19 protein-coding genes are annotated in these 19,554 nt (G+C 71.1%); 12 read left to right on the forward strand and 7 right to left on the reverse strand.

The annotated features are described in order from the left end of the window. Positions 1 to 111: 111 nt before the first annotated feature. From atpA to ACZ53K_RS11510, 6 genes are all read left to right on the forward strand, one after another. The gene (atpA, locus tag ACZ53K_RS11485) at positions 112 to 1,704 is read left to right on the forward strand and encodes a F0F1 ATP synthase subunit alpha (RefSeq protein ID WP_030649803.1); all 1,593 of its coding nucleotides are present in this window, start codon (positions 112 to 114) and stop codon (positions 1,702 to 1,704) included. Between the two features lie 20 nt (positions 1,705 to 1,724). Beyond that, on the forward strand, positions 1,725 to 2,645 hold the full coding sequence (locus ACZ53K_RS11490; protein ID WP_468834175.1) for a F0F1 ATP synthase subunit gamma: 921 nt from the start codon (positions 1,725 to 1,727) through the stop codon (positions 2,643 to 2,645). Between the two features lie 5 nt (positions 2,646 to 2,650). Next, the gene (gene atpD / locus ACZ53K_RS11495; RefSeq protein ID WP_468834177.1) at positions 2,651 to 4,093 is read left to right on the forward strand and encodes a F0F1 ATP synthase subunit beta; all 1,443 of its coding nucleotides are present in this window, start codon (positions 2,651 to 2,653) and stop codon (positions 4,091 to 4,093) included. Between the two features lie 107 nt (positions 4,094 to 4,200). Further along, positions 4,201 to 4,584: a F0F1 ATP synthase subunit epsilon gene (locus tag ACZ53K_RS11500; protein ID WP_003981308.1), complete on the forward strand. Its 384-nt coding sequence runs from the start codon at positions 4,201 to 4,203 to the stop codon at positions 4,582 to 4,584. 149 nt (positions 4,585 to 4,733) lie between these two features. Then, the gene (locus tag ACZ53K_RS11505) at positions 4,734 to 5,183 is read left to right on the forward strand and encodes a DUF2550 domain-containing protein (protein WP_468834180.1); all 450 of its coding nucleotides are present in this window, start codon (positions 4,734 to 4,736) and stop codon (positions 5,181 to 5,183) included. A 139-nt stretch (positions 5,184 to 5,322) separates the two neighbouring features. Then, complete coding sequence (locus ACZ53K_RS11510) at positions 5,323 to 5,655, forward strand: DUF6234 family protein (protein WP_468834182.1); 333 nt, start codon at positions 5,323 to 5,325, stop codon at positions 5,653 to 5,655. A 95-nt stretch (positions 5,656 to 5,750) separates the two neighbouring features. Here ACZ53K_RS11510 and ACZ53K_RS11515 read toward each other — a convergent pair whose 3' ends face one another. From ACZ53K_RS11515 to ACZ53K_RS11525, 3 genes are all read right to left on the reverse strand, one after another. Next, positions 5,751 to 7,883, reverse strand: a complete 2,133-nt coding sequence (locus ACZ53K_RS11515; RefSeq protein WP_468834185.1) for a glycosyl hydrolase family 18 protein — start codon at positions 7,881 to 7,883, stop codon at positions 5,751 to 5,753. A 188-nt stretch (positions 7,884 to 8,071) separates the two neighbouring features. After that, positions 8,072 to 8,755, reverse strand: a complete 684-nt coding sequence (locus ACZ53K_RS11520) for a response regulator (protein WP_468834187.1) — start codon at positions 8,753 to 8,755, stop codon at positions 8,072 to 8,074. Continuing rightward, complete coding sequence (locus ACZ53K_RS11525) at positions 8,752 to 9,978, reverse strand: sensor histidine kinase (protein ID WP_468834190.1); 1,227 nt, start codon at positions 9,976 to 9,978, stop codon at positions 8,752 to 8,754. Before ACZ53K_RS11525 ends, ACZ53K_RS11520 begins: the two co-directional genes overlap by 4 nt. Before the next feature lie 164 nt (positions 9,979 to 10,142). On the opposite strand from ACZ53K_RS11525, the gene ACZ53K_RS11530 reads away from it, so the two are divergent. Then, positions 10,143 to 10,757 (forward strand): hypothetical protein, encoded by a 615-nt coding sequence (locus ACZ53K_RS11530; RefSeq protein WP_468834193.1) that lies wholly within the window; start codon positions 10,143 to 10,145, stop codon positions 10,755 to 10,757. A 6-nt stretch (positions 10,758 to 10,763) separates the two neighbouring features. On the opposite strand, the gene ACZ53K_RS11535 is transcribed toward ACZ53K_RS11530, so the two are convergent. The 3 genes from ACZ53K_RS11535 to ACZ53K_RS11545 are packed head-to-tail and all read right to left on the reverse strand — an operon-like array spanning position 10,764 to position 12,939. Continuing rightward, the gene (locus ACZ53K_RS11535; protein ID WP_468834195.1) at positions 10,764 to 11,336 is read right to left on the reverse strand and encodes a cob(I)yrinic acid a,c-diamide adenosyltransferase; all 573 of its coding nucleotides are present in this window, start codon (positions 11,334 to 11,336) and stop codon (positions 10,764 to 10,766) included. Positions 11,337 to 11,377: 41 nt separating this feature from the next. Next, on the reverse strand, positions 11,378 to 12,133 hold the full coding sequence (locus tag ACZ53K_RS11540) for an ABC transporter permease (RefSeq protein ID WP_468834198.1): 756 nt from the start codon (positions 12,131 to 12,133) through the stop codon (positions 11,378 to 11,380). A 23-nt stretch (positions 12,134 to 12,156) separates the two neighbouring features. Next, positions 12,157 to 12,939 (reverse strand): ABC transporter ATP-binding protein, encoded by a 783-nt coding sequence (locus tag ACZ53K_RS11545; protein ID WP_468834200.1) that lies wholly within the window; start codon positions 12,937 to 12,939, stop codon positions 12,157 to 12,159. Between the two features lie 81 nt (positions 12,940 to 13,020). On the opposite strand from ACZ53K_RS11545, the gene ACZ53K_RS11550 reads away from it, so the two are divergent. The 4 genes from ACZ53K_RS11550 (at position 13,021) to ACZ53K_RS11565 (ending at position 18,100) form a co-directional block, all read left to right on the forward strand. Continuing rightward, the gene (locus tag ACZ53K_RS11550; protein ID WP_468834202.1) at positions 13,021 to 13,662 is read left to right on the forward strand and encodes a TetR/AcrR family transcriptional regulator; all 642 of its coding nucleotides are present in this window, start codon (positions 13,021 to 13,023) and stop codon (positions 13,660 to 13,662) included. Between the two features lie 126 nt (positions 13,663 to 13,788). Continuing rightward, positions 13,789 to 14,637, forward strand: coding sequence for a 3-hydroxyacyl-CoA dehydrogenase family protein (locus ACZ53K_RS11555; protein WP_468834205.1), 849 nt, complete (start codon positions 13,789 to 13,791; stop codon positions 14,635 to 14,637). A gap of 266 nt (positions 14,638 to 14,903) precedes the next feature. Beyond that, positions 14,904 to 15,227, forward strand: coding sequence for an STAS domain-containing protein (locus tag ACZ53K_RS11560; RefSeq protein ID WP_468834207.1), 324 nt, complete (start codon positions 14,904 to 14,906; stop codon positions 15,225 to 15,227). Between the two features lie 350 nt (positions 15,228 to 15,577). Next, positions 15,578 to 18,100 carry an ATP-binding protein gene (locus ACZ53K_RS11565; RefSeq protein WP_468834210.1) on the forward strand — a complete coding sequence of 841 codons (2,523 nt, stop codon included), beginning with the start codon at positions 15,578 to 15,580 and terminating at the stop codon, positions 18,098 to 18,100. Between the two features lie 140 nt (positions 18,101 to 18,240). Here ACZ53K_RS11565 and nucS read toward each other — a convergent pair whose 3' ends face one another. Further along, positions 18,241 to 18,903: an endonuclease NucS gene (nucS, locus tag ACZ53K_RS11570; RefSeq protein ID WP_360132050.1), complete on the reverse strand. Its 663-nt coding sequence runs from the start codon at positions 18,901 to 18,903 to the stop codon at positions 18,241 to 18,243. Positions 18,904 to 19,116: 213 nt separating this feature from the next. Between nucS and ACZ53K_RS11575 the strand changes: the two genes are divergently transcribed. Next, positions 19,117 to 19,509, forward strand: coding sequence for an SCO5389 family protein (locus tag ACZ53K_RS11575; protein ID WP_468834212.1), 393 nt, complete (start codon positions 19,117 to 19,119; stop codon positions 19,507 to 19,509). Positions 19,510 to 19,554 lie beyond the last annotated feature (45 nt).

Raw genomic sequence — 19,554 nt, forward strand, 5'->3', positions numbered from 1 at the left:
TTGGGCCGTGGACGCAGTGACATCACGGGGGCAACCGCCCCTGCCTGCGGCGGGGGACGTACAGCCCCCCGTAAACGACGACGGGCCCAACAAGGAGAGCAGGGAACCCAGATGGCGGAGCTCACGATCCGGCCGGAGGAGATCCGGGACGCGCTGGAGAACTTCGTCCAGGCGTACAAGCCGGACGCGGCCTCGCGCGAGGAGGTCGGGACGGTCAGCGAGGCCGGTGACGGCATCGCGAAGGTCGAGGGTCTTCCCTCGGCGATGGCGAACGAGCTGCTGAAGTTCGAGGACGGCACGCTCGGTCTTGCGCTGAACCTGGAAGAGCGCGAGATCGGTGCGGTTGTCCTCGGTGAGTTCAGCGGTATCGAGGAGGGCCAGCCGGTGCGCCGCACCGGAGAGGTGCTCTCGGTCGCCGTGGGCGAGGGCTACCTCGGCCGCGTCGTCGACCCGCTGGGCAACCCGGTCGACGGCCTCGGCGAGATCGAGTCCGAGGGCCGCCGCGCCCTGGAGCTCCAGGCTCCGGGCGTCATGGTCCGCAAGTCGGTCCACGAGCCGATGCAGACCGGCTACAAGGCCGTCGACTCGATGGTGCCGATCGGCCGTGGCCAGCGTCAGCTGATCATCGGCGACCGCCAGACGGGCAAGACCGCCCTGGCCGTCGACACGATCATCAACCAGCGCGACAACTGGCGCTCCGGCGACCCGAAGAAGCAGGTCCGCTGCATCTACGTCGCCATCGGCCAGAAGGGCTCCACCATCGCGTCCGTGCGCGGCGCGCTGGAGGAGGCCGGTGCCCTGGAGTACACGACCATCGTCGCCGCCCCGGCGTCCGACCCGGCGGGCTTCAAGTACCTGGCGCCCTACACCGGCTCGGCCATCGGTCAGCACTGGATGTACCAGGGCAAGCACGTCCTGATCATCTTCGACGACCTCTCGAAGCAGGCCGACGCCTACCGCGCCGTCTCCCTGCTGCTGCGCCGCCCGCCGGGCCGTGAGGCGTACCCGGGTGACGTCTTCTACCTGCACTCCCGCCTGCTGGAGCGCTGCGCGAAGCTCTCCGACGAGCTCGGTGCCGGCTCGATGACCGGTCTGCCGATCGTCGAGACCAAGGCGAACGACGTGTCGGCGTTCATCCCGACCAACGTCATCTCCATCACCGACGGCCAGTGCTTCCTGGAGTCCGACCTGTTCAACGCGGGCCAGCGCCCGGCGCTGAACGTCGGTATCTCCGTCTCCCGCGTCGGTGGCTCCGCCCAGCACAAGGCCATGCGCCAGGTCTCCGGCCGGCTCCGCGTGGACCTCGCCCAGTTCCGTGAGCTGGAGGCGTTCGCCGCCTTCGGTTCCGACCTGGACGCGGCTTCCAAGGCCCAGCTCGCCCGTGGTCAGCGCATGACCGAGCTGCTCAAGCAGGGCCAGTACCAGCCGATGCCCGTCGAGGAGCAGGTCGTCTCCATCTGGGCCGGTACCACCGGCAAGATGGACGACGTCCCGGTCCAGGACATCCGCCGCTTCGAGCGCGAGCTGCTGGATTGGATGGGCCGCGAGAAGAAGGAGCTGCTCACCAGCATCGCCGAGGGCGCCAAGATGTCCGACGACACCATCCAGGCGCTCGCCGACACCGTCGCCACCTTCAAGCAGCAGTTCGAGACCTCGGACGGCAAGCTTCTCGGTGAGGACGCTCCGGTCAGCACGAGCAAGTGACGACGGAAGGGACCTGATCCATGGGAGCCAAGCTCCGGGTCTACAAGCGTCGCATCCGCTCCGTCACCGCGACCAAGAAGATCACCAAGGCGATGGAGATGATCGCCGCCTCGCGCATCGTCAAGGCGCAGCGCCAGGTGGCGGCATCGACGCCGTACGCGAGTGAGCTCACCCGCGCGGTGACGGCGGTTGCGACCGGTTCGAACACCAAGCACGCCCTGACGACCGAGGTGGACAAGCCCACCCGGGCCGCGGTGCTGCTCATCACGAGCGACCGCGGTCTGGCCGGCGGCTACTCCTCCAACGCCATCAAGGCCGCCGAGCAGCTCACCGGGCGGCTCAAGGCCGAGGGCAAGGAGGTCGACACCTACATCGTCGGCCGCAAGGGTGTCTCGTACTACGGGTTCCGTGAGCGCAAGGTCACGGACTCGTGGACCGGCTTCACCGACAGCCCGACGTACGCGGACGCCAAGGCCGTCGCCGGGCCGCTGATCGCCGCCGTCCAGCAGGACACGGCCGAGGGCGGCGTGGACGAGCTGCACATCGTCTACACCGAGTTCGTCTCGATGATGACGCAGACGCCGGTGGACAACCGGCTGCTGCCGCTCAGCCTCGAGAAGACGGCCGAGGACGCGCAGGAGTCGGCCAAGGGCGAGATCCTGCCGCTGTTCGACTTCGAGCCGTCGGCGGAGGACGTCCTGGACGCCCTGCTGCCGCGGTACGTCGAGTCGCGCATCTACAACGCGCTGCTGCAGGCCGCCGCCTCCAAGCACGCCGCCACGCGGCGCGCGATGAAGTCGGCGACCGACAACGCGGAAGAACTCATCAAGTCGCTCTCGCGGCTTGCCAACGCGGCCCGCCAGGCCGAAATCACCCAGGAAATCAGCGAGATCGTCGGTGGCGCGAGCGCACTGGCCGACGCGACCGCGGGGAGTGACTGACAACTATGACCACCACTGTTGAGACGGCCACGGCGACGGGCCGCGTCGCGCGGGTCATCGGCCCGGTCGTCGACGTGGAGTTCCCCGTCGACGCGATGCCGGACATCTACAACGCTCTGCACGTCGAGGTCGCCGACCCGGCCGAAGAGGGCAAGCTCAAGACGCTGACCCTGGAGGTCGCGCAGCACCTGGGTGACGGCGTGGTCCGCGCCATCTCCATGCAGCCCACCGACGGTCTGGTCCGCCAGGCCACGGTGACCGACACCGGCGCCGGGATCACCGTCCCGGTCGGCGACGTCACCAAGGGCAAGGTGTTCAACACCCTCGGCGAGATCCTGAACGTGGACCCGTCCACGGTCGAGGTCAACGAGCGCTGGCCGATCCACCGCAAGGCCCCCAGCTTCGACCAGCTGGAGTCCAAGACCGAGATGTTCGAGACCGGCGTCAAGGTCATCGACCTGCTGACCCCGTACGTCAAGGGCGGCAAGATCGGTCTGTTCGGTGGTGCGGGCGTCGGCAAGACCGTCCTCATCCAGGAAATGATCTACCGCGTGGCCAACAACCACGACGGTGTGTCGGTGTTCGCCGGTGTCGGCGAGCGCACCCGTGAGGGCAACGACCTCATCGAGGAGATGTCGGACTCCGGCGTCATCGACAAGACCGCGCTGGTCTTCGGCCAGATGGACGAGCCCCCGGGCACCCGTCTGCGGGTCGCGCTGGCCGGTCTGACGATGGCGGAGTACTTCCGTGACGTCCAGAAGCAGGACGTCCTCTTCTTCATCGACAACATCTTCCGGTACACCCAGGCGGGTTCCGAGGTGTCCACCCTGCTCGGCCGTATGCCGTCCGCGGTGGGTTACCAGCCGAACCTGGCGGACGAGATGGGCCTCCTCCAGGAGCGCATCACCTCGACCCGTGGTCACTCGATCACCTCGATGCAGGCGATCTACGTCCCCGCGGACGACCTGACCGACCCGGCGCCGGCCACCACCTTCGCCCACCTGGACGCCACGACCGTGCTGTCGCGTCCGATCTCGGAGAAGGGCATCTACCCGGCGGTGGACCCGCTGGACTCGACGTCCCGCATCCTGGACCCGCGGTACATCTCGCAGGACCACTACAGCTGTGCCTCGCGGGTCAAGACGATCCTGCAGAAGTACAAGGACCTGCAGGACATCATCGCGATCCTCGGCATCGACGAGCTGGGCGAGGAGGACAAGCTCACCGTCCACCGCGCCCGCCGCATCGAGCGCTTCCTGTCACAGAACACCCACGTGGCGAAGCAGTTCACCGGTGTCGACGGCTCGGACGTGTCGCTGGACGAGTCCATCGCGGCGTTCAACGCGATCGCCGACGGTGACTACGACCACTTCCCCGAGCAGGCGTTCTTCATGTGCGGTGGCCTCGAGGACCTGAAGGCGAACGCCAAGGAGCTGGGCGTCTCCTGAGCCCGGCCGCGTTCCGGGGGCGGCCCTGGCCGCCCCCGGTCCGAACGACCACTAGTATTTGACCCAACATCTGCCGTACCCGGCAGGTGGAGACCCGAGGAGCCATCGTGGCTGAGCTGCACGTCGAGTTGGTCGCCGCCGACCGTCAGGTCTGGTCGGGCGAGGCCAGCCTGGTCGTCGCGCGCACCTCGTCGGGCGACATCGGCGTCATGCCGGGGCACCAGCCGCTGCTCGGCGTGCTGGAGTCCGGACCGGTGACGATTCGTACGACCGGCGAGGACGGGGACGGCACCGTCGTCGCCGCCGTGCACGGCGGCTTCATCTCGTTCGCCGACAACAAGCTGTCTCTGCTCGCGGAGATCGCCGAGCTGTCCGACGAGATCGATGTCCAGCGCGCGGAGCGGGCCTTGGAGCGGGCGAAGTCGGAGGCCGACGCGGCCGCCGAGCGCCGCGCCGATGTCCGGCTGCGCGCGGTGGCGGGCGTGCACTGAAGCCCACCACCGACGAGTTCGTCCCTCAGCCGCGGGCTGCGCTGGAACCTTCCAGGGCGGTCCGCGGCTGAGGCAATGCAGGTGCGTTTTCCCCCTCGCGCCCGAACCGGCGCGTGGGTCCCCCCATCAAGGCGAGGAGGTCGGTTCGGATGGTCCTCGCTCTGCTCGTGAGCGGCGCGGTCGTCGTACTGGTGCTGCTGGGGCTCTTCGTCTTCGGTCTACGGCGACGGCTCATCCAGCGCTCCGGCGGCACGTTCGACTGCAGCCTGCGCTGGAACGTGCCCGACGAGGAGGCCGAGCCCAGCGGCAAAGGCTGGATCTACGGCGTCGCCCGCTACAACGGCGACCGGGTCGAGTGGTTCCGCGTCTTCTCCTACGCGCCCCGCCCCCGCCGCGTCCTTGAACGCTTCGCCATCGAGGTGCTGGAACGCCGCACCCCCCAGGGTGAGGAAGAGCTGGCCCTGCTCTCCGACTCCGTCGTGCTCGCCTGCCGCCACCGCGGTACGAGGCTGGAGCTGGCGATGAGCGAAGACGCCCTGACGGGCTTCCTGGCGTGGCTGGAGGCGGCGCCCCCTGGCCAGAGGGTGAATGTGGCTTAAACAGGCGGGGCGGCGGAAGCGCAGCTGAGTACGTGTACTCATGCATACTCACGGTCCCGCTCGGCACCATGCGGTCATGGCGAACACCGCTCATCCACCGAAGCGCCGGCGCCCTTGGTCGCGGCCGGCAAGCCGAAGCGTGGACCTCGCCCTGGCGATCCCGCTGTTCCTGCTGGAGACCGCGTGGCTCGTGCTGGACTGGATGTTGGGCCTCGGTCTTGAGGTATGGGCGGCACAAGGCAGACAGGAGCGGATCGACGCGGCTGCCCTGGCACACACCGGGCGGGTGCAGGTTCTGCTGATCGCCGCGCTGGTCGTGGCGGCTCTCGCCGGTGCCTTCCGTGCCCGCTGGACGGTGACCGCACAGCTGCTGGTGGCTCTCCTGGCCGGCGGGGTGCTGATGATCGGGCAGCAGCAGTGGGAGAGGAGCCACACGCCGCCCGGCTGCGTCCGCTATGCCGCGAACTGCTGAGACCGCCGGCGCGGCGCTCGTGCCGGCGTACCGGCCGGAGGCCGGGAAGGCGGGGGCGACACCGCCTCCCCGGCCGGTCCGGGGGAGTGGCCGGGCTACTTCAGGCCGCTGTCGATGGCGGTCATCAGTTCGCCGTTGGCCGTGTCACCGCTGAATTCCCAGAAGAACGCGCCGCCCAGCCCCTGCTGCTTGGCGTACGTCATCTTGCCGGTGATCGTCGCCGGGGTGTCGTAGCTCCACCAGTTGCCGCCGCAGCGGGCGTAGGCGGTGCCGGCGACGGTGCCGGTGGAGGGGCAGCTCGCCTTGAGGATCTTGTAGTCCTCGATGCCCGCTTCGTACTTGCCGGGCGCCGGGCCGGTGGCGGTGCCGCCGGGGGCGTCCTGGGTGACGCCGGTCCAGCCGCGTCCGTAGAAGCCGATGCCGATCAGCAGCTTCTTCGCGGGGACCCCCTTGGCCTTGAGCTTCTGCAGGGCGGCGTCGGTGGTGAAGCCCTGCTTCGGGATGCCGGGGTAGGACGTCAGGGGCGAGTGGGGGGCGGTGGGGCCGGTCTTGTCCCAGGCGCCGAAGAAGTCGTACGTCATGACGTTGTACCAGTCGGCGTACTGCGAGCCGCCGCCGTAGTCCGCCGCGTCGATCTTGCCGCCGTCCGAGCCGTCCGCGGTGATCGCGGCGGTGACCAGCTGCTTGCCGAACTTGGCGCGCATCGCCTTCATCATGTCGCTGAAGGCCGCGGGGCCGCTGGTGTCGCAGGTCAGGCCGCAGGCGTTGGGGTACTCCCAGTCCAGGTCGATGCCGTCGAAGAGGCCGGCCCAGCGTGCGTCGTTGACCAGCTGGTAGCAGGAGTCGGCGAAGGCCGCGGGGTTCTTGACCGCGTCGGTGAAGCCGCCGGACCAGGTCCAGCCGCCGAAGGACCACAGGATCTTGATGTTCGGGTACTTCGCCTTGAGCTTCTTGAGCTGGTTGAAGTTGCCGCGCAGCGGCTGGTCCCAGGTGTCGGCGACGCCGTCGACGCTCTGGTCGGCGGTGTACGCCTTGTCGGTGGCCGCGTAGGCGTCGCCGATGGTGCACTTGCCGCCCTGGACGTTGCCGAACGCGTAGTTGATGTGCGTCAGCTTGCTCGCGGAGCCGGAGCTGACCAGGTTCTTCACGTGGTAGTTGCGGTCGTAGACGCCCCACTCGGTGAAGTAGCCCAGCTTGACCGCGTCGACGGGCTGCCCGCCGCCGCCGGTGGTGCGGACGGTGGTGGCGTCGCTGGCGGGGCCGGTTTGATCGGCGGTGTCGCGGGCGACGACCGTGTAGGTGTATTCCGTGCCCTTGGTGAGGCCGGTGTCGGTGTAGGCCAGTTTCTCGACGGTGGCGACCTTGGTGCCGTTGCGAAGGATGTCGTAGTTTTTGACGCCCTTGTCGTCGGTGGCGGCGGTCCAGGTCAGGCGTACGGAGGTGTCGGTGATGTCGCCCGCCGCCGGCTTGCCGGGAGCGGAGGGCGGGTTGTCACCGGGCTGTCCGCCGCCGGTGGTGCGGACGGTGGTGGCGTCGCTGGCGGGGCCGGTTTGATCGGCGGTGTCGCGGGCGACGACCGTGTAGGTGTATTCCGTGCCCTTGGTGAGGCCGGTGTCGGTGTAGGCGAGCTTCTCGACGGTGGCGACCTTGGTGCCGTCGCGGAGGATGTCGTAGTTCTTGATGCCCTTGTCGTCGGTGGCGGCGGTCCAGGTCAGGCGTACGGAGGTGTCGGTGATGTCGCCTGCCGCCGGCTTGCCGGGCGCGGACGGCGGGGTGTCGCCGGGCTGTGCCCCGTCGCAGGAGCCGCCGTTGAGCTTGCAGCCGGTCACGTCGCCGCCGCCGGAGCCGGCGCCGATGAAGCCGAAGCTGACCGAGGCGCCGGGGGTGATGGTGCCGTTCCAGTTGACGTTCTTGGCGGTGTAGTGGCCGTTCGAGCCGCTGACCTGGGCGTCCCAGGCGGAGCCGACGGTGGTGCCGGAGGGGAAGTCCCACTCGACGGTCCAGCCGTCGATGGTGGTGGTGCCGGTGTTCTTCACCGTCCACTGCCCCTGGAAGCCGGTGCCCCAGTCGGAGACCTTGGTGTACGTGGCGGTCGCCGACTCGGCGGCGTGCGCGGGGGTGGCGCCGGCCAGACCGATCAGCGCGGCCACGGGCAGGAGGAGTGCGGTGAGGGCCGCGAGGGCTCTTCGTCGGGCGTGGGTGGTGCGTGTCAGGGTTCCGGGTGTCACGGATGCTCCCAGGTAAGGGGGTGGAGGGTGGGGGAACCTGCGCCGCCCGGTGAGCGCTGTGGGGCGCGCTCACCGCAAAGATGTGAAGGGAGCGTAAAAAGGTCCAGACCTACGGTCAAGAGGTCTGGACCAAAGTGAGTGGCAACCTCCGCCGCGCCCGGTCGCGGCAGCGGCGGCCGTTACCCCCATCAGCCGCCGTTGACACCCAACTCCTGCGCCAGCACCGCCGCCTGCACCCGGCTGCGCAGCTCCAGCTTCCCCAGCAGGCGGCTGACATGCGTCTTGACGGTGGCCTCCGCCATCTCCAGACGGTCCGCGATGTCGGCGTTCGACAGGCCCTGCCCCAGGCAGCCCAGCACCTCGCGTTCGCGGCGGGTCAGCACGTCCAGCACGGCCGGGTCCGGCGCCGCGCCGGCGGACCGCCGTACGGTACGGGGACTGGCGAACTCCGCGATCAGCCGCCGGGTCACCGCCGGGGCGATCAGCCCTTCCCCGGCGGCCACCGTGCGCACCGCGTCCAGCAGCGCCGCCGCCTCGCTGTCCTTGAGCAGGAAGCCGGCGGCGCCGGCCCGCAGCGCCCCGAAGACGTACTCGTCCAGGTCGAAGGTGGTCAGCACCAGGACGTCGGCCAGTTCCTCGGCGACGATGGTCCGGGTGGCCGAGACGCCGTCCAGCTTGGGCATCTGTATGTCCATCAGGACCAGGTCGGGCCGCAGTTCGCGGGCCAGCCGCACCGCCTCCTCGCCGTCCGCGGCCTCCCCGGCCACCTCGATGTCGGGGGCGGAGCGCAGGATCAGCACCAGCCCGGCCCGTACGGCGGACTGGTCCTCGGCGATCAGCACCCGGACCGGGTGGCCGGTGGCAGCTGTCATCGTTGTTCTTCCTCCTCGCGGGCGGGAAGGGTGGCCCGTACCCGCCATACCTTGCCGTCGGCGTGCCCGCCGCCGTCCTCGGGACCGGCCTCGAACCGGCCGTCGAGCAGTTCGATCCGCTCCCGCATGCCGACCAGGCCCGCCCCGGAGCCGGGCGCACGCGGGCCGGGCCGGTCGCCGAAGGGGCTGGTGACGCAGACGGTGAGCGGGCCGCCGGGGCCGTGGGTGATGCGGACGGCCACCTCGCCGGGCGCGGCGTGCTTGAGGGCGTTGGTCAGGGATTCCTGCACGATGCGGTACGCGGCCAGTTCGACCGGCGCGGGCAGGCGTGGGGCGCCGTCCGCCCGGCCGTCCTCCAAGGTGAACGTCAGACCGCTGCCCGCCCCGTTGACGCGGGCCTGCGCCAGCAGCGCTTCGAGGCCTTCCAGGGTCGGGGTGGCCTCCGCCGCCCCGCCGGCGCCCTTCGCGTCCCGCAGCAGCCCGATCAGGCGCCGCATCTCGGCGAGGCCCTGGACGCTGTTCTCGCGGATGACGCCGAGCGCCTCGCGGGTGGCGCCGGGGTCGTCCAGGGCCTGCGCGGCCGTGGAGTGGATCGCGATGGCCGACAGGTGGTTGGCGACCATGTCGTGCAGTTCGCGGGCCATCCGGGCGCGTTCGGCGATGATGGCCTGCGTACGGTCCATCTCGGCCAGCAGCGCGGTCTGTTCGGCCTCCAGCCGGGCGGCCCGGGTGGCGTTGCGGTGTTCGCGGATGATCAGGCCGGTCCAGGCGGGGCTGATCGTGATCACGCCGACGCCGAGGCCGAGCAGCAGCGCCTGCGGGTCGTGCAGGATCGCCACCGGGACGATGGTGGCGACGACGGTGAGCAGGACGCTGATGACCGGAACGCGCCGGGCGGTGCCCGGGGGCCCGTACAGCACCGCGGCGTAGACGATGTCGGTGAACATCACGATCGTGACGATCAGCCCGCCGCAGCACACGTCCAGTGCGAGCGCGGCGGTGGCCACGCCCAGTGCGGTCCGCGGTGCGGTCCGGCGCAGCAGTTCGGTGCCGGACAGGACGGCCAGCGGCACCAGGACGAGCCAGGAGGGCACGTCCAGCAGCGGCGGGCTGCTGTGCAGTCCCAGTCCCCACAGCAGCAGCCCGCCGAGCAGCCCGCCGACGGCGATCTGCACGTCGTCGCGGTGCGGGCGCCCCAGGGCGGCGAAGGGTCTCGCGGTCACCCCTCCATCAAACACGGCGGCGCGGCCCGTCGCCTCCACGTCCCGGCGGAACCCGTTCCGCCGCGCGCTACATCGAAAGATGCAGCCCCGGATCATCGCGGACGACGAGGTGACGGCCGGATTCCGGGGTGAGCCTGGAAGGGACCGGAAAGAAGGGGAGTCCCGTGATCGTCACACTGATCATCGTCAGCGAGGTCGGCTTCTGGGTGCTGCTGGCCGCCGGGCTGGCGCTGCGCTACCTGGCGAGGATGCCGCGTACCGGTGCCGCCGTCCTGCTGCTGGAACCGCTGCTGGAGATCATCCTGCTGGTCGCCACGGCCATCGACCTGAAGAACGGCGCGGAGGCCGACTGGAAGCACGGGCTCGCCGCCGTGTACGTCGGATTCTCGGTCGTGCTGGGGCACCGCACGATCAAGTGGGTGGACGCCCGCTTCGCCCACCGTTTCGCGGGCGGCCCGCCGCCGGTACCGGCGCCCAAGTACGGCAGGGAGCGCACGGTCTTCGAGTGGCAGTCGGCGGGCCTCTGGATCCTCGCCTCGCTGATCGCGATAGGGCTGCTGCAGCTTGCGGCCTGGTACGTGGGGAACCCGGCCCAAACCGGTTCGCTGCACGGCTGGCAGGTCAGGATGCTCTTCGTCATCGGCATCAACCTGATCATCGCGGTGAGCTACACGGTCTGGCCGAAGAAGGCCCCGGAGGGGTACCTGCCCCCGGGCGAAACGGACGAGCGCGAGCGGGACAAGGCCGGGGCGGGCCAGGGCTCGCGCGCGTCCTGGTGACGCTGTCTACCGCTCGCCGCCCGGTACCCACAGCACGTCGCCCTGTTCCTTGTTGGCCGTACGGGCCAGGATGAACAGGAGGTCGGAGAGGCGGTTGAGGTAGGTGGCGGTGAGGTGGTTCATGGTGTCGCCGTGCATCTCCAGCGCCGCCCACGTGGAGCGCTCGGCGCGGCGTACCACCGTGCACGCCTGGTGCAGCAGCGCGGCGCCCGCCGTACCGCCGGGCAGGATGAAGCTGCGCAGCTTCTCCAGGCTCTCCAGGTAGTGGTCGCAGTCCGCCTCCAGCTTGTCGATGTAGGACTGCTCGACGCGCAGCGGCGGGAACTCGGGGTTCTCCACCACCGGCGTCGACAGGTCGGCGCCCACGTCGAAGAGGTCGTTCTGCACCCGGACGAGGACCGCGGCGACGTCCTCGGGCAGCGAGCCGAGGGCGATGGCCACGCCGATCGCCGCGTTGGCCTCGTTGGCGTCCGCGTAGGCGGCGATCCGCGTGTCGGTCTTGGCGGTACGGCTCATGTCGCCCAGGGCGGTGGTGCCCTTGTCGCCGGTACGGGTGTAGATGCGCGTCAGATTGACCATACGGGCGAGCCTACGCCGCGCCTCGGCCGCGTGGGCGGGGCCTACGCCGCGGCCTTGCGGAACGCACGGGCGCAGACCGCCGTGGCCGCCACGGCGAGTCCGGCGGCGACCAGCGCTCCGTACAGCACGGGCGTACCGGTGTAGTCGCCCACGTAGGCCGCGCGGACGCCGTCCACGAGGTGGCGCAGCGGCATGAACCGCGAGAACACGTCGAGCCACCCGGGTGCCAGGGCCATCGGCAGCATCAGGCCGGACAGCAGCATCGCGGGCATGGTGGCGGCGTTGACGACCGGCCCGAACTCCTGCGGCGTGGCGACCTTCATGGCCAGCGCGTACGACAGGGTGGAGAGGGCGACGGCCGTCACGGCGACGAACGCGAAGCCGATGAGGATGCCGCCGAGCGGCGCCCGGAGCCCCATCACCAGCGCCGCCAGCACCAGCAGCACTGCCTGGAACGTGAGCAGCGCGGTGTCCCGCAGCACCCGCCCCAGCAGCAGCGCGAGCCGGCTGACGGGCGTCACCCGCATCCGCTCCACCACGCCGTACTGCTTTTCGAGGATGATCGCGAAGCCGCAGAACGAGGCGCCGAAGAGCGCGAGTTGCAGCAGCAGGCCGGGCACCAGGACCTGCCAGGAGCTGCCCTCGGAGGCCAGCGGCAGCCGGGTCAGCAGCGGGCCGAAGAAGAACAGGTAGAGCAGCGGCATCAGCACGCCGAAGAGCATCTGCACCTTGGAGCGCAGGGTCTGCCGGGCGTAACGCCCGAAGATCAGGGCGGTGTCGGACAGCACGGAGGACATACGGGACTCCTGAGGTGGGGCGGTCAGACGGCTACGGGGGCGGTGTCCGCCGGGGCGGGGCCGCGCCCGGTGATCGTGAGGAAGGCGTCCTGGAGGGACGCGTCGGGCGAGCCGGCGTACTCGGCCTTGAGCGCGCGCGGGGTGCCCTCGGCGGCCACCACGCCCTGGTCCACGACCACCAGACGGTCCGCGAGCGCGTCCGCCTCGTCGAGGTAATGGGTGGTCAGGACGACAGTGGTGCCGAAGTCCGTACGCAGCCGCCGGACCAGCTCCCACAGATCGGCCCGGCTGCCGGGGTCGAGCCCGGTCGTCGGCTCGTCCAGGAAGAGCACCGCGGGCCGGTGCAGCAGGCCCATCGCGATGTCCAGCCGCCGCCGCTGCCCGCCGGACAGCGCCGCGCACGTGTGGTCCAGCAGTCCGTCGAGGCCGAGGCCGTGTGCCAGTTCCTCGGCGCGGGCCGCGGCGCGCGCCTTCGGCAGGCGGTACAGGCGGTCCTGGGTCACCAGTTCCTCCCGTACGGAGAGGTGGGGATCGACGCCGCCGGACTGGGCGACGTACCCGGTGCCGCGCCGGACGCCGGCCGGGTCGCGGACGAGATCGCAGCCGGCCACGGTCGCGCGGCCGCCGGTGGGGGCGAGGAGCGTGGTGAGCATCCGCAGGGTGGTGGTCTTTCCGGCGCCGTTTGGGCCGAGCAGGCCGAGGATTTCGCCGCGCTCGACGGTGAGGTCGATGCCGCGTACCGCGTCGACGGTGCCGCGGGGGGTGGTGAAGGTCCGGGCCAGCCCGGACGCGGTGATGACTGCCATGCCGGACAGAAAAACAGAGGGACTGAAATTTTGCAACGACTCCAAAATTTCAAAGGCACCAAGAAGGCGTACGATGCGGGCATGGCTGAGGGACTCAGGGAGCGCAAGAAGCGGCAGACGCGCCAGCACATCTCGGACATGGCCACCGGCCTGTTCCTGGAGCGCGGATTCGACGCGGTGACCATCGCGGAGATCGCCGAGGCCTGCGAGGTCTCGGTCAACACCGTCTACAACTACTTCCCGGCCAAGGAAGACCTCTTCATGGACCGCGGCGCCGGGCTGGTGGACCGCCTCGCGCGCCATGTACGCGGCCGGGACGCGGGGGAGTCGGCCGCCGCCGCCGTGCTGCGCGAACTGCGCGAGCAGGTGGAGGCGGTCTCGCCCGCCGTCGGGCTGGTCGCGGGCTACGACCGCTTCCTGCAGGTCATCGAGGGTGCCGCCACCCTCAAGGCCCGCCTCTGGCACCTCCAGCAGGAACAGCTCACCCGCCTGGAGGAGACCCTCCGTCAGGAGGCCGGTGCCGCGGCGGACGACTGGCTGCCGCTCCTGGTGGCGGGTCAGCTCAACTGGGTGCACGCCACGCTCACGGCGCACATCGCCCGCGCCATGATGGCCGGAAGAGCACCCGACGAGGTGTCACGCGAAGCGCTCGTCCTGCTCGACGACCTGGAGGACGCGCTCAGCGGAAAGGTCCTCAACTACGCCGTGCGCGGCGGCCGGTGAGCGCGCGCGATGTGATGTCCGTCATCTGAGACGTGACGCGCATCTCTAACCCTCCTATCGATCGCCGACGAGCGCTAACGTCACTGCCGAGAGCCGTCAGGTGTACAGCGTGTTAGGGGACAGCAAGTGGCAAAGAAGCTCGCCGTCATCGGAGCCGGACTCATGGGGTCCGGCATCGCGCAGGTCTCGGCCCAGGCGGGCTGGGACGTCGTTCTCCGCGATGTGACGGAAGGCGCGCTGGCCCGCGGCAAGGGCGGCATCGAGGCCTCGTACGAGAAGTTCGTGAACAAGGGCAAGCTGACCGCCGAGGACGCCGGGCGGGCGCTGGGCCGGATCACCACCACGACCGACCTGGACGCGGCGGCCGACGCGGACATCGTCGTCGAGGCCGTCTTCGAGCGGATCGACGTCAAGCGCGAGATCTTCCAGAATCTGGACAAGCTGGTGAAGGACGAGGCGGTGCTCGCCTCCAACACCTCGGCCATCCCGATCACCAAGATCGCGGCGGCCACCGCGCGCCCCGAGCGGGTGGTGGGCACGCACTTCTTCTCGCCGGTGCCGATGATGCAGCTGTGCGAACTGGTGCGCGGCTACAAGACCAGCGACGAAACACTCGCCACCGCCCGCGCGTTCGCCGAGTCCGTCGGCAAGACCTGCATCGTCGTCAACCGCGACGTGGCCGGGTTCGTGACCACCCGCCTGATCTCGGCGCTGGTCGTCGAGGCGGCGAAGCTGTACGAGTCCGGGGTGGCCAGCGCCGAGGACATCGACACCGCCTGCAAGCTGGGCTTCGGCCACGCCATGGGGCCGCTGGCCACCGCCGACCTGACCGGCGTGGACATCCTGCTGCACGCCACCGACAACATCTACACCGAGTCGCAGGACGAGAAGTTCGCCCCGCCGGAGATCATGCGGCGGATGGTCGATGCCGGCGATATCGGCCGCAAGAGTGGGCAAGGCTTCTACGAGCACTGATACCGCGTCGGGCGGGCCCGGACCCCGCACCGCGCTGACGCAGCGTCAGGCGCCGCCCCCGGCACCGCCGCGGGTGCGGCGGCCGGGGCGCCGGCCGCCGACGGCACACCTTCCCGGTGGCCGGCGCGTCAGGCGCACGGATACGGCGCCTTCACCCTCCAGGGTGAATTCGGTATCGGTTCGCTTACAGGCGGCAACTTCGCCGCATGAGAGGCAGTCAGTTCTGTAGACGTAACGATCGAGCATTCATCACCCGGGGAGCGCATATGCACATCAGGGGCGACCACGCCGAGCTGGTCGTCGGGGGCCGCCTCGACGTCCGCAGCGCGGCGGACGCCCGGACCGCCCTGCACGCCGCCGTCGACTCCGGCCAGGGCGACCTCGTGCTGGATCTGACCGGCCTCGACTCGTGGGACGCCACCGGCCTCGGCGTGATCATGGGCGCGCACCGCCGCGCCGGGCGGGCCAACCGCCGCCTCGTACTGCGCGGCGTACCGCCGCAGATGCAGCGGCTGCTGGTCGCCACCCGACTGCACCGCATCCTCGCCATCGAGGGCGGCATCGCGGCCGAGACCCTGCCGCGGGTCTGAAGGCGGCCGGGCGGAGCGGGTGCGCCACCGGCCGCCGGTGCGCACGGCGCCCGCCACCGGCGCGAACGGCACCGGCCCCGGCGTGAACGGCACCGGCCGCAAGATCAAAGCCGCATACCCGAAGGATTCTCACAACACTGTGACGTTCCGGGCAGGAACGGACCCCGGCGCATCATAGATACTGGGCGAAGGTCTAAGGTTCGGTTTTCCGCCGTCCGGTACACCGCACGGCGGGCACCGGACCAGAAGCGGCGGCCGGGGAGCACCCCGGCCGGAGGCTGGGGGAGTGCGGACGGCCGGGACGCAAACGGTCGGTCGGCACGCCAAGCGCATCTGGGGGGCATTTCACCATGGACCCGAACACCAACCGGGGACCTGAGGAGTACGGCGAGCAGGACGCCCCTGCCACGACGCCCACGCCGGTACCCGGCGGCTCCGCGGCCGCCCCCGGCGGGCTCGCACGCACCGTACAGCTCGTGTCGGGCCCCTACCTGCTCACCGTCAACCCGGTCGACGGCAGCGAGATCGAACCCTGCCCGCCCGGCGAGCAGCCCGCCGTCCCCGGCAAGCACGGCCCCGCGGAGCGCGCCGAGCTGGCACGCGCCGCCGCCCCGCCCGCCGTACCGGTCTCCGCGGGCCGCCAGGGCACGCTCCTGGAACGCGCCGAAGAGACCGACCGGCTGGTGCGGCTGCTGTCCCGCGGCAGATCCGTACGCGTCACCGGACCCTCCGGATCGGGCCGTACCCGCCTGCTGGACGCCGCCGCCACCGCCTGCGACGGCCTGGCCCCCGACGGCGTGGTGCGGCTCTCCGGGTACCACCGCACGCCCACCGACGTGATGTACGAGCTGTTCGCCGCCGTCCACCGGGCCCCGCTGCACCGCCCCGACCGCGGCGAGCTGCTGCGCCTGCTCGGCGAGATCGGCGCGATCGTCGTCCTGGACGACCTGGAGTTCGGCGGCGCCGCGCTGGACGAGCTGCTGGGCGCCACCCCCGAGTGCGCCTTCCTGCTCGCCGCCACCCCGGATGTCGCCGCCCCCTCGCCCGGCTCCCACCTCGAAGAGGTCTTCCTCGGCGGCATCGGCCGCGGCGCCTGCCGGGACCTGCTGGAGGGCGTCGTCGGCCGGCCGCTCACCGACGACGAGACCGCGTGGGCCGCGGACCTGTGGTTCGAGTCCGAGGGGCTGCCGCTGCGCTTCGTCCAGGCCGGCGCACTGCTGCGGCAGCGGCTGCGCACCGGGCAGGACACCTTCGACACATACGGCGAGCACTCCGACGACGCCTCCACGGCCGGCGACGGGCCCGGCGCACCGCTGCCGACCGTCGCCGAGGCCGCCTCGCCCGCGCCGCTGATCGCCTCCGGGCTGAGCGACGCGGCCCGCGAGACGCTGCGCTTCGCGGTCGCGCTGGGCGGCGAGCTGCCGCACCAGGCGCACCTGCCCGCCCTCGTCCAGGACACCCACGCGGACGCCGCCCTCGGCGAACTGCTGGACTGCGGACTGATCACCCCGGCCGGGTCCCACTACCGGCTCGCGGCGACCGTCGAGGACCAGCTGGCGGACGCCGGGTACGACGACGGCGCGGGCGAGCGGGCCCTGACCGCCGCCCAGCACTACGCCTGGTGGGCCGGCCACCCCTCGGTCACCCCCGAACGGGCCGCCGCCGAGGCCGACGCGATCCTGGCCGCGATGGGCATCCTGACCGGCAGCCGGGAGAGCGGCCACCCCAGCGCCGCCGTGCTGCTGGCCCGTACGGCGGCTCCGGCCTTCGCCGCCGCGCTGAGCTGGAGCGCCTGGGAACGCAGCCTGCGGCACGGCGCGGAGGCCGCCCGGATCGCCGGGGAAGTGGCCGAGGAGGCGTACTTCCATCACGAGCTGGGCGTGCTCGCCCTGTGCACCGGCAACCTGGACCGGGCGCGGGCCGAGCTGGAGGCGTCGATAGGACTGCGCGGCGTGCTCTCCGACCGGCGCGGCACCGTCGCGGGACGGCGTGCGCTGGCCCTGGTCGCCGACCGCTCCGGCACGTTCACCCCGCCCGCCGGCACGGCCACGCCGGCCGGCGAGGAGATCCCGGACGCGCGGTCGGAGGAGTCGGCCTCGCCGCCCGGCGGGGTGCCCGCCGGGCTCGCCGCGGCCCCGGCCGTCGACGCGACCGCACCCACCGTGGTCACCCGCGGCGTCGCGGCGGGCAGCCCTTCGGCCGGCGCACCGGGCGGCAAGGGCAGGAACCGCAAGGCACTGGCCCTCGGCGCCCGGCGCAACCTGGTCGCCGCGGGCGCGGGCGCGCTGCTCATCGCCGTACTGGGCACGGTCGTCACCCTGGGCGCGGTCTCCGGGTCCGACAACGGCACGGGCGAGAAGGTCAAGACCGAGCAGTCCGCCGAAACGGGCCACGACGGCGACGGTCTGCCCGCCGACCAGCCGGGCGCCGACCGCACCCGCACCGGCCAGGGCAGCCGCCCCGGCACGGCCACCGGACCCGGCTCCACGACGCCGGGCAGCAGCGGCCGGCCGGGCACCGGCACGCCCGCCCCGAGCACCGGCGCGACGGACCCGACGACCGGCCGGCCCACGGACGGGACCACCCGCCCGACCGACCCGACGACGCGGCCGACCGACCCGACCACCCGGCCCAGCGACACGGGGACGGGCACCGGCAAGCCGACGGACAAGCCGACCGACAAACCGACGGACAAGCCCACCGACAAGCCCACGGACAAACCGACCGACAAGCCCACCGACAAACCGACGGACAAGCCGACCAGCCAGACCCCGACCGGGACCACCGGCAACCCGGCTCCCAGCAGCGGCAACGGCAGCGGCTCGGCGACCACCACCGGCGGTGGTACGACCGGCGGTACGGACAACGCCTGAGCGCAGCACGACGGCCCGGTACGTGACCGTCCGCCTCCCTGGGCGGGCGCTCCCGTACCGGGCCGTCGTCGTCCGTACCGGCGGACCATGCGGGCCGTGTGCTCAGCGGCCCCGGACCCGCCCGCGGCGGGCGGAGCCGTTCAGAACAGTCGCAGCTTGTCGTCCTCGATGCCGCGCAGCGCGTTGTAGTCCAGCACGACGCAGCCGATACCGCGGTCGGTGGCCAGCACCCGCGCCTGCGGCTTGATCTCCTGGGCCGCGAAGACACCCTTGACCGGCGCCAAGTGCGGGTCACGGTTGAGGAGTTCGAGGTAGCGGGTGAGCTGCTCGACACCGTCGATCTCGCCGCGCCGCTTGATCTCCACGGCGACCGTCCCGCCGTCCGCGTCCCGGCACAGGATGTCCACCGGGCCGATCGCGGTGGGGTATTCACGCCGGATGAGGGAGTAGCCCTCGCCGAGGGTCTCGATCCGGTCGGCGAGCAGCTCCTGGAGGTGCGCCTCCACCCCGTCCTTGATCAGACCCGGGTCCACCCCCAGCTCGTGGGCGGAGTCGTGCATCACCTCTTCCAGGGTGATGATGAGCTTCTCGCCCCCCTTGTTCTCCACCGTCCACACGCTGCCGTCGCCCTCCTTGAGGGTGCACGGCGGGGACATCCAGTTGAGGGGCTTGTAGGCCCGGTCGTCCGCGTGGATGGAGACCGAACCGTCCGCCTTCACGAGGATCAGGCGAGGGGCCGACGGGAGGTGGGCACTGAGCCGGCCCGCGTAGTCCACGGAGCAACGGGCAATGACGAGACGCATGGTGCGCCACGCTACTCGACCGGAGGCCACCGACGCGATTCGCCCCTGAAGCGCCCGCTCGGCCGGTGACCGGTTGTCTCTGCAATCTCCTGGTGCGGGCCGGATGGGCGGCATACCGTTGAAGCGGGGCGTCGTGATACGGACACGCTCCGTCGCGAAACCCCGTCCCATCCCTGAGGCCCCGTCCCGGCGGGGCCGCGAGAGGAGAACCTCATGTCGCTCGACGTCTCACCGGCCCTCCTCGAACAGGCCGAGCGAGGCGAGGTCGACGAAGCGGAATTTGTCGACTGCGTCCGGACCTCCTTGCCCTACGCATGGGGAATGATCAGCTCCCTGGCGGCCCAGCTGAAGGTGGACGGCGGTCAGTTCGCCGACAACCAGACGCCGCCGCCGGACGAGCAGGCGCGCGGTCAGCTGCTGCGTGCGCTGGCGAGTGACGCGATACGCGGGTCCTTGGAGCGCCACTTCGGTGTGCGGCTGGCCTTCCAGAACTGCCACCGGGTCGCGGTCTTCCCGCTCGGCCCGTCGGCGGACGACAGGCTGGCCAAGTTCACCTCCATCCGGGGCCAGCTGCTGAACCAGTCGCCCGAGCTGCGCGACTGCTGACCGGAGATGCTGCCGCTGCGCACGCGCGACGGAGGCCGTGCGGCA

The sequence above is a fragment of the Streptomyces sp. NPDC033221 genome (genome assembly GCF_055577005.1).

Bases quoted from the DNA above. Each gene is read 5' to 3' on its own strand.
- ACZ53K_RS11560 (WP_468834207.1), top strand. From the start codon at position 14,904: ATGCACATCAGGGGCGACCACGCCGAGCTGGTCGTCGGGGGCCGCCTC.
- ACZ53K_RS11490 (WP_468834175.1), top strand. From the start codon at position 1,725: ATGGGAGCCAAGCTCCGGGTCTACAAGCGTCGCATCCGCTCCGTCACC.
- ACZ53K_RS11575 (WP_468834212.1), top strand. From the start codon at position 19,117: ATGTCGCTCGACGTCTCACCGGCCCTCCTCGAACAGGCCGAGCGAGGC.
- nucS (WP_360132050.1), bottom strand. From the start codon at position 18,903: ATGCGTCTCGTCATTGCCCGTTGCTCCGTGGACTACGCGGGCCGGCTC.
- ACZ53K_RS11505 (WP_468834180.1), top strand. From the start codon at position 4,734: ATGGTCCTCGCTCTGCTCGTGAGCGGCGCGGTCGTCGTACTGGTGCTG.
- ACZ53K_RS11545 (WP_468834200.1), bottom strand. From the start codon at position 12,939: ATGGCAGTCATCACCGCGTCCGGGCTGGCCCGGACCTTCACCACCCCC.
- ACZ53K_RS11565 (WP_468834210.1), top strand. From the start codon at position 15,578: ATGGACCCGAACACCAACCGGGGACCTGAGGAGTACGGCGAGCAGGAC.
- atpA (WP_030649803.1), top strand. From the start codon at position 112: ATGGCGGAGCTCACGATCCGGCCGGAGGAGATCCGGGACGCGCTGGAG.
- ACZ53K_RS11550 (WP_468834202.1), top strand. From the start codon at position 13,021: ATGGCTGAGGGACTCAGGGAGCGCAAGAAGCGGCAGACGCGCCAGCAC.
- ACZ53K_RS11535 (WP_468834195.1), bottom strand. From the start codon at position 11,336: ATGGTCAATCTGACGCGCATCTACACCCGTACCGGCGACAAGGGCACC.
- ACZ53K_RS11520 (WP_468834187.1), bottom strand. From the start codon at position 8,755: ATGACAGCTGCCACCGGCCACCCGGTCCGGGTGCTGATCGCCGAGGAC.
- atpD (WP_468834177.1), top strand. From the start codon at position 2,651: ATGACCACCACTGTTGAGACGGCCACGGCGACGGGCCGCGTCGCGCGG.
- ACZ53K_RS11540 (WP_468834198.1), bottom strand. From the start codon at position 12,133: ATGTCCTCCGTGCTGTCCGACACCGCCCTGATCTTCGGGCGTTACGCC.